This window comes from Bradyrhizobium sp. I71 (assembly GCF_022354745.1).
Lineage (GTDB): Bacteria > Pseudomonadota > Alphaproteobacteria > Rhizobiales > Xanthobacteraceae > Bradyrhizobium > Bradyrhizobium liaoningense.
Genome location: NZ_CP059398.1, coordinates 5,212,437 through 5,227,236, shown reverse-complemented (window position 1 = coordinate 5,227,236; position 14,800 = coordinate 5,212,437). Strand labels below are relative to the sequence as shown.

At 64.8% G+C, this 14,800-nt stretch carries 13 protein-coding genes and 1 pseudogene; 6 read left to right on the top strand and 8 right to left on the bottom strand.

The features are described from left to right. Nucleotides 1–39: 39 nt before the first annotated feature. Nucleotides 40–630: a TetR/AcrR family transcriptional regulator gene (locus FJV43_RS25185; RefSeq protein WP_239621770.1), complete on the bottom strand. Its 591-nt coding sequence runs from the start codon at nucleotides 628–630 to the stop codon at nucleotides 40–42. Nucleotides 631–802: 172 nt separating this feature from the next. Here FJV43_RS25185 and FJV43_RS25180 point away from each other — a divergent pair, with 172 nt between their 5' ends. The 4 genes from FJV43_RS25180 to FJV43_RS25165 all read left to right on the top strand — a co-directional run bounded on the left by FJV43_RS25180 (nucleotide 803) and on the right by FJV43_RS25165 (nucleotide 5,075). Further along, entirely contained in the window at nucleotides 803–1,168 is a 366-nt protein-coding gene (locus FJV43_RS25180; protein WP_239621769.1) for a nuclear transport factor 2 family protein, read from the top strand. 185 nt (nucleotides 1,169–1,353) lie between these two features. After that, complete coding sequence (locus tag FJV43_RS25175; RefSeq protein ID WP_239621768.1) at nucleotides 1,354–1,914, top strand: TetR/AcrR family transcriptional regulator; 561 nt, start codon at nucleotides 1,354–1,356, stop codon at nucleotides 1,912–1,914. A 70-nt stretch (nucleotides 1,915–1,984) separates the two neighbouring features. Further along, a complete protein-coding gene (locus FJV43_RS25170; protein ID WP_197967405.1) occupies nucleotides 1,985–2,845 on the top strand; it encodes an EamA family transporter in 861 nt (286 codons plus the stop codon). Nucleotides 2,846–3,113: 268 nt separating this feature from the next. Then, nucleotides 3,114–5,075, top strand: a complete 1,962-nt coding sequence (locus tag FJV43_RS25165) for an EAL domain-containing protein (RefSeq protein ID WP_239621767.1) — start codon at nucleotides 3,114–3,116, stop codon at nucleotides 5,073–5,075. A 331-nt stretch (nucleotides 5,076–5,406) separates the two neighbouring features. Here the strand turns inward: FJV43_RS25165 and FJV43_RS25160 are convergent, their stop codons facing one another. From FJV43_RS25160 to pgm, 4 genes are all read right to left on the bottom strand, one after another. Then, nucleotides 5,407–6,387 (bottom strand): PDR/VanB family oxidoreductase, encoded by a 981-nt coding sequence (locus FJV43_RS25160; protein WP_239621766.1) that lies wholly within the window; start codon nucleotides 6,385–6,387, stop codon nucleotides 5,407–5,409. 11 nt (nucleotides 6,388–6,398) lie between these two features. Beyond that, complete coding sequence (locus FJV43_RS25155) at nucleotides 6,399–7,151, bottom strand: GntR family transcriptional regulator (protein ID WP_131866054.1); 753 nt, start codon at nucleotides 7,149–7,151, stop codon at nucleotides 6,399–6,401. A gap of 3 nt (nucleotides 7,152–7,154) precedes the next feature. Continuing rightward, entirely contained in the window at nucleotides 7,155–8,204 is a 1,050-nt protein-coding gene (locus tag FJV43_RS25150) for an aromatic ring-hydroxylating dioxygenase subunit alpha (protein WP_239621765.1), read from the bottom strand. Nucleotides 8,205–8,494: 290 nt separating this feature from the next. Continuing rightward, nucleotides 8,495–10,141: a phosphoglucomutase (alpha-D-glucose-1,6-bisphosphate-dependent) gene (gene pgm / locus FJV43_RS25145; protein ID WP_239621764.1), complete on the bottom strand. Its 1,647-nt coding sequence runs from the start codon at nucleotides 10,139–10,141 to the stop codon at nucleotides 8,495–8,497. Between the two features lie 203 nt (nucleotides 10,142–10,344). Here pgm and FJV43_RS25140 point away from each other — a divergent pair, with 203 nt between their 5' ends. After that, nucleotides 10,345–11,139, top strand: a complete 795-nt coding sequence (locus FJV43_RS25140) for a transglycosylase SLT domain-containing protein (protein ID WP_239621763.1) — start codon at nucleotides 10,345–10,347, stop codon at nucleotides 11,137–11,139. A 180-nt stretch (nucleotides 11,140–11,319) separates the two neighbouring features. Continuing rightward, entirely contained in the window at nucleotides 11,320–12,168 is an 849-nt protein-coding gene (locus FJV43_RS25135; RefSeq protein ID WP_239621762.1) for an MBL fold metallo-hydrolase, read from the top strand. Nucleotides 12,169–12,196: 28 nt separating this feature from the next. On the opposite strand, the pseudogene FJV43_RS25130 reads toward FJV43_RS25135, so the two are convergent. From FJV43_RS25130 to FJV43_RS25120, 3 genes and pseudogenes are all read right to left on the bottom strand, one after another. Next, a pseudogene (locus tag FJV43_RS25130) lies at nucleotides 12,197–12,385 on the bottom strand (aldose 1-epimerase family protein); the annotation flags it as partial. Nucleotides 12,386–12,794: 409 nt separating this feature from the next. Then, nucleotides 12,795–13,577, bottom strand: coding sequence for a transglutaminase-like cysteine peptidase (locus FJV43_RS25125; RefSeq protein WP_345946100.1), 783 nt, complete (start codon nucleotides 13,575–13,577; stop codon nucleotides 12,795–12,797). A gap of 316 nt (nucleotides 13,578–13,893) precedes the next feature. After that, a complete protein-coding gene (locus FJV43_RS25120; RefSeq protein WP_239621761.1) occupies nucleotides 13,894–14,784 on the bottom strand; it encodes an aldose 1-epimerase family protein in 891 nt (296 codons plus the stop codon). Between the last annotated feature and the right edge of the window lie 16 nt (nucleotides 14,785–14,800).

The window sequence follows — 14,800 nt, the reverse complement described above, 5'->3', positions numbered from 1 at the left end:
CTTGTTGGTGTGGGCGTTTCCGTCGTTCACTTAGCACAATCATTCGCGCACGCGCAGCGCCTCGACCAGCGACTTGAACGCACGGGCGTATTCCGCGCCTGCCCTTGCGATGTCAGCGCGTCCGGCGCAGGCGACCGCGGCTTCCGTGACTGCGCCAAGCAGCAGCCGCGCCAGCGGCTCGACCGGCTGGCGGGCGATCAGGCCGGCCTCCATGGCAGCCGCAATCGCGCGCGGCAGCTTGCCGCCAAAATGCCTGGCGTCGATCTCGCGCCAGCGTTCCCAGCCGAGTACGGCGGGGCCGTCGCGCAAAATGATCTGGCTGGTCGGGCCCTTCGCGGTCGCCGCAAAGTAATGCTGGGTGCCGGCGACCATTGCGGCGAGGACGTCCTTCTCGGCCCGTGCGGTGCGGTCGATCTCGGCAACGAGATCGCGCGAGACCTGGTCGAACACGGCTTCGAACACCGCCTCCTTGGTCTTGAAGTGATGATAGACCGCGCCCTTGGCGACGGCAGCTGCCTCGGCGATCTCGTCCATGGTGGTGGCGGCAAAGCCATGCGTCCCGAACAGACGGCGCGCCGCCGTCAGGATCGCCTCCGAAGTCGCCGCCCGTCGCTCCGCCTGTTTCGCCATCACTCTCGTCTGAGAACGCCTCTCCCGCTCGGAAGAGGCGTTCTGTGTTCTCGGCTCGGATCGATTCAACTCACTCTCGCTTTAATCCAATTGAACGCAGGCAACCAGTTGACTTTTCGACCACCGGTCGGTATTTACCGACTATCAGTCGGTTTTTTCCGGGAGGCACGCTATGCCGAGCCGCGATGTCGTCGAAGCCTTCGCACAGCGGCTGGAAGCCGGGGACTTCGTCGGTGCCATCGAACAGTTCTGCACGCCCGATGCCGTGACCTACGAGAACAACGCCACCCCGACGGTCGGGCGCGACAAGCTCGTCGCCAAGGAGCGCGGCGTGCTGGCGGCGTCCAGGGAGGTCAAGGCCGTCCGCATCGGACCGAGCCTGATCGAAGGCGACCATGTCGCAACCCGCTGGCGCTTCAGCTTCACCAATGCCGAAGGCGTCACGCGGACGCTGGACGAGATCGCGTGGCAGACCTGGCGAGGCGACAAGCTGGTCGAGGAGCGGTTCTACTACGATCCGAAGCAGCTCGGACGCTGACGCGAGGCACACATCAGCACGGACGGCGGTGTTGACGCCCGGACCGGAGGCTGGAGATCACCCTGAGCTCGGTGCGCGGCGATTCCTGTGCGGGGCTTGTCATTTAAGGACCGATCGGTCTATATATCCGCATGAGGCAAAACACCCCAGCGCCGTTGCCCCGTGGCCGGCCGCGAAGTTTCGACATGGACGCCGCTGTCGAACGCGCGATGGATGTGTTCTGGTCGCGCGGCTATCACGCCACGGCGCTGCCCGATCTCCTTCGTGCGACCAGGCTGTCGCGGGGCAGCCTCTACGCCGCTTTCGGCGGCAAGCATTCGCTCTTCTTGCGCGCGCTTGATCGTTACATCGCGGATGCCTTGGCGCGGATGGATGTCGAATTCGATCCCCGAAACGACCCGGTCGACGGCCTGCGGGCCTACCTGGCCGGCTACGTCGATCGCACCAGCGGGAGCAACGGCCGGCGCGGATGCCTCCTGGTGGCCACGGCCATGGAATTGGCTGGCGGGGATGCCGAAGTCGGTCGACGCGTTGCGGGCTTCTTCAAGGCGATGGAGGCCAAAGTGACCAATGCACTGTCCCGCGCGAAAGCGGCGGGCAGGTTGGCCGATGGTGTCGAGCCAGCAACGGCCGCCCGGGTTCTCATCTGTTTCGTTGAAGGGCTGCGCGTGGTCGGCAAGACGGCACCGGCACGGACGACATCGCAGGCCGCCGTCGACGCTCTCATCGGCCGTTTCGTCAGGTAAGGACACCGCAACGCTTCCGCTGATGCCGGGCTTATATTTGGACTGATCGGTCTTGAAAGGGACGTGCGCCATGTCTGCCATCCAGATCGTCTGCGCGGTCGCCGTTCCCCTGATCTGGGGTTATCAGTTCGTGGCCATCAAAGTGGGCGTTGCGGAGTTTCCACCGCTCTTCTTCCTCGCACTGCGCTTTCTGGCCATTACGCTGCTGCTTGTTCCGTTCGTCGACAGGCCCACGCGTCGGCAGCTCGGCCCTGTCGCGGCCATTTCGCTTTTCCTTGGTGGGCTGAATTTCGGGCTCTTCTATGTGGGCCTTGGGCTCGGCTCGGGAAGCATGTCGGCGGTCGCGTACCAACTCGCCACGCCCTTCACCGTCCTGCTGGCCTGGCCGCTGCTCGCGGAGAGGCCGTCACTCGCCACCTGTGCCGGAGTGCTGCTTGCATTCGTCGGCGTGACCGTGCTGGCAGCGGAGCCGGGCCAGTCCGCCAACCCGCTTCCGCTGCTGCTTGTGGTTGGAGCAGCTTTCGCCTTCGCGGTATCCAACGTGTTGACGAAACGCTATGGCCCCTTTGATCCCTTGATGCTGATGGGATGGTCGTCGCTGCTCACGGTGCCGCAGGTCATGTTGATGTCGTTGCTGCTGGAATATGGACAGGCGGCGAGCCTCGTGACGGCAGGCGAACGGGGCTGGCTGGCGCTTGCCTACACGGTCTTCATCGGCGGAATCATTGGGTTTGGCCTCTGGTTTTGGCTGATCGCCCGTTGCTCGATGGTTCGCGTCGCGCCCTTCGGTCTGCTGCTTCCTGTATTTGCCTTGCTTTCGAGCGTTGTCTTCCTTGGCGAACGCATGACGCCGAAGCTGATCATCGGCGGGTTGCTCGCGATTTCCGGGGTCGGCATCACACAAGTAAGGCCGCGCGCTCGCTCAATTTAACCCCGGACGCCCCCTCACGGTGACCTGCGGGGCTTCGCGGCCAGGGTGAAGCGAACCTCGCCCGAGCCGCTTGCGCACGAGTTCAACAGGATGCGAGCACGGCGCCCTCGCCGCGCGTTGTATCGATTTTGTTATCGATACCGTGAATTGAACACGCAGATGTGGTCACGCTGGTCGTGGCAAACGGGGATAATTCATAGTTCGTCAAAGGTTTGCAACGAATTCTCCTGATCGAGCCGGACAACGGCCGGTGCTGCTAGGCTATCGCATGCGGACTCAAACGACCAACTATGTCGCACGGCTGTTCGCCGGCGATCTGTCGGCCTTTGGCGGTCCCGCAACCGACGAGGTCGTGGCCGGGCATATCCGGGCCGAACAGATGTCGCTCGTGCTCGGCTATTCGGTCGGCATCATGCTCGCCAATGCCTGCAACGCCATCGTTCTCGCCATCGCACTGTGGCAGTCGCCGGCCAAGATCCCGGCCCTGATCTGGGCGGTCACCGTCGCCGGCGCCGCGATCGCTTTCGGGCTGCAATCGCGCGCGTCACGCCGCATCACCAAGCCGCAATTCGTCTCTCGTCGTGCCATGCACCGGCTGGTGCGCAATGCCTTCATCCTCGGCGCCGCCTGGGGCATCGTCCCGGTCGCTTTCTTCGCCGACGCTTCGACCGGCGGCCAGCTCGTCATCACCTGCCTGTGCTCGGGCATGCTGGCCGGCGGCGCACTGGCCTTCGCCACCATCCCGATCGCGGCCATCGCTTTCACGGCCCCCATCTTCGTCGGGATCGCCATCTGCCTCAGCAGGAACGGCGACCTGGCCTTCCTGCTGATCGCCTTTCTCGTCGTGGTCTATGGCAGCGTCCTCTTGCGCGGCGTGTTCGTCAATTCGTTCTCGTTCGCGCGGCGCGTGATGCGGCAGATCGAAGCCGAGCGCACGGTGCGGCTGGATCCCCTCACCCATCTGCCCAACCGCGTCGCCTTCAATGAAACGCTCGATGCGGCTCTCAAACGGCTGGCGTTGTCGGGGGAGGAATTCGCGGTGCTGCTGCTCGACCTGGACCGCTTCAAGGAGGTCAACGACCAGTTGGGTCATCCCGCCGGCGACGAATTCCTGGTCCAGGTTGCAAGCCGCCTGCAACGCTGCACGCGCGCGGCCGAGCACGTCGCGCGCATCGGCGGCGACGAGTTCGCGCTGGTCATGGCCAATCTGGCGCGGCCGGAGGATGCGCTCGAAATCGCCGAGCGCTTCGTCGCGGCCTTCACCGAACCATTCCAGATCGAGGGCCGCCAGATCGTCGGCGCGACCAGCGTCGGCATCGTGCTGGCGCCACGCGACGGAAACACCGCGCTCGACATCATGAAAAACGCCGACACGGCGCTCTACCGCGCCAAGAAGGCGGGGCCGGGCACGGTGTGCTTCTTCGAACAAGCCGACGACAGGCTGTCCCGCGACCGCAAGGCGCTGCAATCAGACCTCGAAGGTGCGATCGCGCGAAACGAGCTGTTCCTGGTGTTCCAGCCATTCCTCGATCTCGACACCAACCGGATCACCGGCCTGGAGGCGCTGCTGCGCTGGCAGCATCCTTCGCGCGGGCTGGTGCCGCCAAGCGAGTTCATCCCGATCGCGGAGGAGACCGGGCTGATCCACGAGATCGGCGAATGGGTCATCCGCCGCGCCTGCGCAAGTGTTGCCGAGTGGCCGGAAGACATCAGGGTCGCCGTCAATTTCTCGGCAGCGCAATTTCACAACACAGGCATCCTCCAGATCATCGTACAGGCGCTCGCCGATGCCAAGATCGCCCCGCACCGGCTCGAGATCGAGATCACGGAATCGATGCTGCTGTCGAAATACGGTTCGGCCGCGACGGTCCTGAACGCGCTGCTGGAGCTCGGCGTCACGGTGGCGCTGGACGATTTCGGCACCGGCTTTTCCTCGCTGACCTACCTGCGCAAGCTGCCGTTCAGCCGCATCAAGATCGACCAGTCCTTCATCCGCGACATGCTGGTGCAGCCGGACTGCGCCGCAATCGTCAAATCGGTGATCGGGCTCGCGCGCGATTTGCGGATCGGCGTGGTGGCGGAGGGTGTCGAGACTGCCGACCAGCTCGAATGTCTGCGCCAGATCAGTTGCGACGAGGTGCAGGGGTATCTGATCAGCCGGCCGGTGTCGGCCAATGGCGTGCTGGCGTTGCTGAATACGAAGAAGTATCGGGCGACTTACGCGGCGTAGGTCGCCGCAGAGAAACTCCCCAAGAGGAAAGAGCCCTCACCCGGCGCTTCGCGCCGACCTCTCCCGCACGCGGGAGAGGTGGAGCGGCACTGGCCGTTGCTCATACACACTCCCGAGAGGAAGAAGGTGCGCTCCCTCCCCCGCTTGCGGGGGAGGGCCGGGGAGAGAGTTGTCTCCGCAGAGGGATTCCCCCAGAGGACAGAGCCCTCACCCGGCGCGCGGGACGATGCTGCGCATCGCCCGGACGCGCCGACCTCTCCCGCAAGCGGGAGAGGTCGAGACCGCGGCGCCGTCCATTGCGCCTCCTAACGGAATCTCGCCCCGGGCTCGATCATACCGCATCCGCGCGCAGCAGCGTGTCCACCGTGATGGTGCCGCGGGCGCGGGAAACGCAGGCGCAGATCTTCTGGTTGCTGTGCTTCTGGTGGTCGCTGAAGAAGACGTCGCGGTGGTCGATCTCGCCGTCGACCTCGACCACGTCGATGGCGCACAGGCCGCATTCGCCGCGCTTGCAGTCGAACATCACGTCATGGCCGCTGGCGTTGAGCACGTCCAGCATCGAGCGCTCGCGCGGGATTTCGAGCTCGATGTTCGAGTCCTTCAATCGCACGCGAAACGTTTCGGTCGGCAGCGTGCCGCTGGAGCCGAAGGTCTCGTAGCGGAGATCGGGGAGCGCATGGCCGGCGCCGATCCAGGCATGGCGTGTGGCGTCCAGCAGCCGCATCGGGCCGCAGAACAGCGCCAGCGTTGCTTGCGGCAATGAGGCGAACAGCGCGTCGAGATCGAGCCGCCTGCCTTCGTCGCTCGCATGGACGACGAGGCGATCACCAAGCATTGCGGCGAGCTCGTCGAGATAGGCGGCCTCGCGGCGCGAGCGCACCGCATAGTGCAGCATGACATCCGACCCGCGGCGCGCCAGCGCCTGCGCCGCGCCGAGGATCGGGGTGATGCCGATGCCGCCGGCGATCAGGCAATAGTTCTGCCGCGTCCAGTCCACGGCGAGCAGCGAGGCGGGCTGCGTGATGTCGAGCCGCGCGCCCGGCTGCAGGGACCACATGTAACGGGAGCCGCCGCGGGAATCCTCGGCGCGGCGCACCGCAATTCTGAATCCATGCGACGAGGCCTCGCCGACCAGCGAATAGGACCGCGTCTCCGGCTGGCCATCGATGGTCACGCTGACATTGATGTGGCTGCCGACCGGATAGGCCGTGACGTCGAGCTGATCCGGCCTGATCAGGAATTCGCGGATGCCGGGTGCGAGGTCGCGGGTCGCGACGAGCGTTGCAGGAATCCAGGTTTCGATGAAGCGCATGGTGACTGCCCTCAATCGGTTGCGGTCTTGATCAGCGCGAGCGCCGGCAAGAGGTCGAGATGGGTCCGGTTGCGCAGCGCGAGCCGCAAGTTTCGCACCGCGAGCCGCGCATGCTCGCGCATGACGGCCTCGGCGCGCGCGCCTTCGCGGTTCTCGATGGCGTCGATCACGACGCGATGGTGCTCCTGCCCGATGATCAGGATCTGCTGCGCCTCCGGCAGCGCCGACTGCGCCATCACGAAGCCGCTCGGGGACGCAAACGGCAGCGCCGAGGCGCGGTCGATCTGGCGGATCAGCGGCGGGCTGCGCGACAGTTCCGTGAGCACGGCGTGGAAGCGCGCGTTCAGCGTGACATAGGACGAGAAGGCATCGACCGAGATCGGCACCTGCCGCAGAAGCTCGTCGATCGCCGCAAGACATTCCTTCAGCGGCTCCAGCTCGCGCGCGGAAACACCGCGTTCGGCCGCGAAGCGCGCGGCCAAGCCTTCCAGCGTGCCGCGCAGCTCGATGGAGTCGGAAATGTCGCGCTCCGAAAACGCCTTCACCATGAAGCCGCCGGAGGGAATCGCCTCCAGCAGGCCCTCCTCTTCCAGCCGCACCAGCGCCATGCGCACCGGGGTGCGCGAGGCGCCGGTGGTCTCCACCGCCTGAAGCTCGGAGATGCGCTCGCCCGGGCGCAACGCGCCCGACAGGATCTGGTCGCGCAGTGCCAGCTGCGCCTTCACGGTCTGCGAGACGGAGCGGTCGACTTCACGCTCGGCCATGGCCTACTCCGCGGCCTGGAGGTGTTGCGGCGCATTCTCCCTGGCAATCATCTTGTCGATCAGCTTGCGCGACCACATCGCGCCAGCGTCGATGTTGAGATTGTAAAAGATGCGATCGGGGTTCTCGTCCATCGCGCGCTGCTGCGCTTCCAGAATCAGCTCGTCCTCGCGAAAGATGCCGGAGACGCCCTCGCGGATCTCGGTGGTGATGCGCTGCTCGCCGAGGCGGTAGTTGCGGACGAACGCCCAGAAATAATGGCAGGTCTTCTCGGTCTCCGGCGTGATGGTGTTGAGCACGAAGCCGTTGACGCCCTGCGAGCGGTCGCCTTCCGGCGCGCCGCTGCCGGCCGGCGCGACGCCGACGTCGATCGCGATGGTGCAGGGGGCCTCGAAGCGGATGATCTGCCAGCGATCGACGAGGCCGGGCTTGCCAAGCTGCCTGGCCCAGAACGGCGGCGGCTCGATGTTCCGCATCCAGCGCGTCACGGTCACCGTCTTCTCGCCATGGGTGACGTCGAACGGAGCCTCGGCGACCGCGTCATTGCCGATGGAGGAGCCGTGCACGAAAGTCTCGTGGGTGAGGTCCATGAGATTGTCGAGCACGAGGCGGTAGTCGCAATTGACGTGGATGGTCTTGCCGTCGCCCGCCCAGGCCGGATCGTGATTCCAGTGCATGTCCGGCACCAGCGCGGGATCGGCGAGCGCGGGATCGCCCATCCAGAGCCAGATGTAGCGGTGACGCTCGACCACGGGATAAGCGCGCACGCAGGCCGACGGATTGATGGTTTCCTGCGAAGGCATGAAGGTGCAGCGCCCCTGCGCATTGTACTTCAGGCCGTGATAGCCGCAGACGACGGTGTCGCCTTCGAGCCGGCCCTTGGACAGCGGGACAAGGCGATGCCAGCAGGCATCCTCCAGCGCGGCCACCGAGCCGTCAGCCTTGCGGTACATCACGACATGCTTGCCGCAGATCGTCCGCGGCAGCAGCACCGGCTTCACCTCGGCGTCCCAGGCGGCGGCGTACCAGGCATTCATGGGGAAGGGTTTGGTCATCGGTCTCGCTCCCACGGCTTATGAATACGTTATGTATACAATATCAGCGGAGGATGGGCCACTCAAGACCGAAACTACCTTACCAAATTACCTTTAATGAGTATCCGGTATACAGCCTCACCGCATGAGGTCTGCGAGCGTAGGCACTAGCGCCTCCACAGCGTCATGGCCGGGCATGTCCCGGCCATCCACGCGTTGCCACGCGGTACGAAGAACGTGGATGCCCGGGACAAGCCCGGGCATGACGACCTATCGTGAACGCATGTGATCTTGTTCTGCTCTTAGGGCAGCTACGCCCCGAACACCTTCGCCAGCCCCGCCTTCGCCTCTTCCTGAATCCGCTTCAGGTGCTCGGTGCTGCGGAAGCTTTCGGCGTAGATCTTGTAGACGTCCTCCGTCCCCGACGGCCGCGCGGCGAACCAGCCATAGTCGGTCTCCACCTTGATGCCGCCGAACGGCTGTCCGTTGCCGGGCGCCTTGCTGAGCGTCGCGCGAACCGGATCGCCGGCGAGATCCTTCAGGCCGAGTTGCTCGGGCGTGACGGACTTCAGGATGTTCTTCTGCGGCCCGGTCGCGGCGACGTCGATGCGCGCGTAATGGGACATGCCGAACTCTGCGGTGAGGTCGCCAAAGATCTGGCTGGGATCGCGGCCGGTCTTCGCCATGATCTCGGCAGCTAACAGGCCGAGAATGATGCCGTCCTTGTCGGTGGTCCACACCGTGCCATCGCGACGCAGGAACGAGGCGCCTGCACTCTCCTCGCCGCCGAAGCCGAAGCCGCCGGTGAGGAGGCCGTCGACGAACCATTTGAAGCCGACCGGCGTCTCCACCAGTTTGCGGCCGAGCCTTTTCGCGACGCGATCAATGATCGAGCTCGACACCACGGTCTTGCCGATCGCGGCATCCTTGCCCCAGTGCGGGCGGTGCGCGAACAGATAGGAGATCGCGGTCGCCAGATAATGGTTCGGATTCATCAGGCCGCCGGTGCGCGTGACGATGCCGTGACGATCGGCATCGGTGTCGTTGGCAAACGCGACGTCGAAGCGGTCGCGCATCCCGATCAGGCTCGCCATGGCGTAGGGCGAGGAGCAGTCCATGCGGATCTTGCCGTCCCAGTCCACCGTCATGAAGCGGAAGGTGGGGTCGATCGCCTCGTTCACCACCGTGGCCTTCAGGCCGTAGCGCTCGATGATCGGATGCCAGTAATGCACGGCGGCACCGCCGAGCGGATCGATGCCGATGGTGACGCCGGCGGATTTGACGAGGTCGAGATCGACGACATTGCCGAGATCGGCGACGTAAGGGGTGATGAAGTCGCAGGCGTGGACGTTCGCGGACTTGCGCGCCTTGGCATAGTCGATGCGCTTCACGCCCTTGAGGCCGTCGGCCAGGTACGCGTTGGCGTGCTTCTCGACGACACCGGTCACATCGGTGTCAGCGGGGCCGCCATGCGGCGGATTGTATTTGTAGCCGCCGTCCTCCGGCGGATTGTGCGAGGGAGTGATGACGACGCCGTCGGCGAGGCCGCTGGCGCGGCCCTTGTTGTAGGTGAGGATGGCGTGCGAGATGACGGGCGTCGGCGTGTAGCCGCCGTCCTTGTCGATCATGACATCGACGCCATTGGCGGCGAACACCTCGATGGCGCTGACGAGCGCCGGCTCGGCCAGCGCGTGGGTGTCGATGCCGATGAAGAGCGGGCCCGTCAGCCCCTTGTCTCGCCTGTAGTCACAAATGGCCTGCGTGGTCGCGAGGATGTGCCCTTCGTTGAACGTGTTCTTGAACGAGGTGCCGCGATGGCCCGAGGTGCCGAACGCCACGCGCTGGGCCGGATCCGATGCGTCGGGCTTGCCGGCGAAATATTGCGTCACCAGCCGCGGAATATTGGTGAGCGCGTCCGGCGAGGCCTGCTTGCCCGCCGCGGGATGAACATCAGCCACTGAAATATCCTCGTCATGTCGTCACGGAAATAGCGGGACACCATAGCATCGGCCGCGCTCCCGCCAAGGCCACAACACGCGCGAAGGGGAAGGCGTTCCCTGGGGCGTGACGGTGGACGTCCCGTCACGGATCAGGGCGCCCGCGCGGCAGTGACCGCGCGCCAATGGCCGGTTTGTTAACTCCGGCGCTCTATGACAAACCCATGCTGCGGGATCGGGCACGGTTCAGTCTGGGCGCGACGTGGAGACACGTGGCGGTCGCGCTGCTGTTGTCGGCCCCGATCGGCGCACATGCGAGTGACGGCGATAGCGACGGGCCGCGCACGACGTCGACGATTTCCAGCGCCGGGACCGAGCTCGGCGCCGGCGAGACGCCGTCATCCCGGGCCATGATCCGGAAGATCATCGAGAGAGAAACCGCAAAGACCAATTTGCCGGCCGATATCGCCGAAGCGGTCGTCTTTGTCGAAAGCGGCTATAACCCGGCGGTCATCGGCAGCGTTGGCGAAATCGGCGTGATGCAGGTGCGGCCCGAGACGGCGGCGATGCTGGGATTCCGCGGAAGCAATGCGGAACTCGCTGAATTGGACGTCAATATCCATTACGGAGTGCTTTATCTCAGCCGGGCCTGGCGCCTGGCGGGCGGGGACCTCTGCCGCGCGCTGATGAAGTACCGGGCAGGTCATGGCGAAGAAGAGATGACCGCGCGGTCGCAGGTCTATTGCAACCGAGCCCGCAACCGTCTCCTCGCCATGAACGCGATGCCGGCAGGGACCGAAGCTGCGGCTGCCCCCGATACGGCGCCCCCGATCGCTGCTGCGGCTCCGGCAAAACCGGCGAGCCGCCCGAAGATGCCGGTGCAGCCCACAACGGTCTATGCCCGCTATCGTCAGGGCACCGCGGCCGCCAGCCGCGCCTATTGGGCCGCACACGAGGCCCGGATCAGCCAGATCAAGGCGCGCATCGGAGCCAGATGGAAGCGCGTCGCATCGCGTTGACGGCGAGCCGGCGGGTCCTTGGCGCCGCTCACGGAGCGCAAGCTGTAGTCCATGCCGGTGCCGGTCGCGACCAGCGCCGCGGCCAGATCGAATTCGGCGCGCGTCGGCGCCATCGGCTTGCCCCGCCGCGAGCTCCGCATCTACTGTGTGTCGCAAAAGTGCGTACCTGGAGGTCGCGTCATGGAGGTCATACTGCTCGGCACCGGTGGCCCGCGCCCGGACCCGCACCGCATGGCGACCACCACGCTGATCAGGCTCGGCGACGAGAACATCCTGTTCGACGCAGGCCGCGGCGTCGTGGTGCAGCTCAGCAAGGCCGGCGTACCGCTCGGCGCCATCAACACCGTCTTTCTCACGCACCATCACTTCGACCACATCGGCGACCTCTATGATGTGATGCTGAATTCATGGATGCACGGGCGCAAGGACGAGCTGCGCATCTATGGACCGCCGGATACCGAGCGGCTGGTCAATACGCTGGTCACGCAGGTCTACGACAAGGACATCGCCTGGCGCGATCAAGGTGAGCCGAGCTTCGGCGGCTGGAAGCCTGTCGTCGCAACGGACATCGTGCCGGGCCCCGTTCGCGACACCGGCCGCTGGAAGCTCAGCGCCGAACTCGTCTCGCACGGCGACGGCCTCGGCATGTCGCCCGCGTTTCTCCAGCGCTGGATGTGTCTCGGCTACCGCTTCGAAGCGGAGGGCAAGGTCGTTGCGATTTCCGGCGACACCGTCCCCTGCCCCGGGCTCGAGCGACTGGCCGAGGGAGCCGACCTGCTCGTCCAGTGCTGCTTCCTCGCAACGCCCGAGATCAACAACGAGCACCTCCGCCGGCTTGCGAAATACACGATCGCTTGCGGCGACACGGTCGGCAAGGTCGCGGCCAAGGCCAGCGTCAGGAAGCTGGCGCTGACCCACCACCGGCCGCGCACCGACGACACCATGCTGAAGGCGCTGCTTGACGATGTGCGGCAGGACTATTCGGGGCCGGTCGTGCTCGGCGAGGATCTCACGCGGATCGAGGTCTGAGGCCCGTCGATCAGCCCGCCCTCCGGCCTCAGGACGATCCGACCTCGATCCGGAACGACAATTGCTCTTGCGCCTCCGGCGCAATGTGCATCAGGCCGGGCTTGTCGGTGAACTCGCCGTCGAAGCCCGCGGGACTGGCATGGCCGCGCCACGGCTCGATGCAGAGGAACGGCGCACCTGACGGTTTCGACCAGACGCCGAGTTCGCGGAAGCCGCGCTTGATGTCAGTTCCCTGATAACAGGGAATTGTGTAGGGACAGTGCCTTGGTAAGCAGCCCGCGACCGTTGCAAAAGGACTGAAAGTGCCTGCGAATCCTGGCTTTCGCGGCAGCGGAACGGCGAAGACACAACAGGGAAATATCGAATGTGATCAGGGATCGGCGCGCTCCTGAGAGGGAAACCCTACGCAATGAAGAAAGGCCCGGGAAGCCTTCAGCCCCGGTTCAGCTCACTCGTCTGAGGGGGCTGAGCCGCGCTCATTTGCCCCGTCTCACGGCCTCAGACGGATGGTATCGACGCGGCGACAGGGAGTAAGGCGCACTCTCGGGAAGACAAATTGAGGCCCGCAATTGCCAAGAAGAGACGCAGAGCAAGAGTTACCTGCTGTAAAGCCTCGGTCCGGATACTCACTCCCCACCACGGTCGGTGATCGTGGTCCACAGCCGAAGCTGGTTCGGCATCTGAATTCGAACCCAGCGATAGGGCACATTCGTCCACGGCTTAATCACCGGCGTCAGATTGTCGAGAACAAGGTCGACGGTTCGGGTACGCACGACGAGAACGAGGTGATGCTTTCCCCAACCCGTCACGACCTCGCTCAGCAGAAGCGCGGCTGAAGGCCAGCCTCGATCGAGCAGTTCGTGGCGCTTGGTCACTGCGTAATCATTGCAATCGCCACGATCCGGATTGATCAGCCAAGCTTCGACGCCCAAGCTCAGTTCCGGCTCGTCCGGAACAATGCTGCGGTTGACGGTTTGATTGATCTGCTTGAGAATTGCCCAGCGTTCCCCAGTCAGGCGAACCAGACCTCCGCGAAACATCGGCCGTGCGCGACATTCGTCGGCATAGCGCAGGCAAAACATCGTGTAGCCCATCGGCGGCAGCGTCGGCGTCTCAAACCGCACGTGACGCGGGGTTGCCAACCGCAGTTCCATCGGCATGTCCAGCTGCCCCGCATTGACGGTCTCAAGCCCGACGATCAGCCCCGCAATCGCCCGCGCAGCCTTTGCAAGAAAGGGTGCATGTTGTGCCTCCCACCTGTCTGTCGGGGGCAGACGCAAGGCGCAATGGTTGGAATACCTTGCCGCGCCGACCTTTTCACCTAACAGTTGCTCCAGTTGCGCTTTGCGTCGCGAACAACTCTTGGCAATTTGAGGTTTTATAGCTTGGCCTAACACTTCTGACGGCAAAGGGTTCCTGAGGAAGTAGCAGGGGTCCTGTCGACTTGACGCATTTCAAATTTTCAAATTTCAGACTTGGCCGACCCAGGAACGTCGGAGCCCGCGCAAGCTCGTGCTCGACGGCGGTCAGAGGGTCTCATTCCTTCGGTTCGGCCGCGAGGCGTCGAGCGTACCTTTGGATGGTTCGGCAGATGTCGTCGCCTCTCCAAAGACTTCGAAGGCTCTGCCGCCACCGAGCTAGCCTAGTTGCTCGCCGTCCAACTGAGGCTCCTAACTCGCCGCTTGGCCAGACCCTGAAAACGCCTGCGCTTTTTGAGTCAGGCTCTCAGGATGAGGCGACCTCAATTCGGAACGACAAGCGCTCCTCCGCGCCGGCTGGGATATGCATCAGGCCGGGCTTGTCGCTGAACTCGCTGTCAAAACCGGCCGGACTGGCATAGCCGCGCCAGGGCTCGATGCAGAGAAAGGGAGCACCTGACGGTTTCGACCAGACGCCAAGCTCACGAAAGCCGTGCCAGGACATTTTCAGCCAAGGCCCGCTGGATGCGCCCGGGACGGCCGCATAACGCACCGAATTGCTGTCGATGCGGTCGAAGATGATGGCGTCATCGACGAACAGGGATTCGGACAGGGGAAGCACCGTGCCGCTGACCGGACTCGGCTCCGTTGCCGCGCGCAACAAGCCGCCGTCGAGACGGCGGACGGGACATGGCTCCGCCCTCGCGAAGGTCAGCGCATAGTCCTCTTTGGGCACGCCGGGCTGCAGTGGCCAGTTGAACGCGGGATGGCCACCGAGCGAAGCTGGCAATGTCTCCTTGCCGGTGTTGGCGATCGTGAGCGAGAGATCGAGACCGGCGGCGTCGATCGCATAGGTGGCCGTCAGGCGGAATGTGAACGGATAGAGCGCGCGCGTCGTCTCGCTGTCTTCGAGCACCAGCACGCAACGGCTCTCGCCGCGCTCCGCCCACGCGAAGCGGCTATCGCGCGCAAAGCCGTGCTGGGTCATCCGATACGTCTTGCCCCGGTGCCGCAATTCGTCGTTGGCGAGGCGCCCGACGATCGGAAACAGCAGCGGCGCGTGGCGCGGCCATTCCGGCCCCGCCTGCCAAACGAATTCGATGCCGCTGTCGGCCTTCAGCGAGCACAGCTCGGCACCGTGCGCCTTGATGGTCGCCGTGAGGGAGCCGCTGCGGAGAGAATAGGTATCGTTGGGCATGGCGACAGATCTCTAG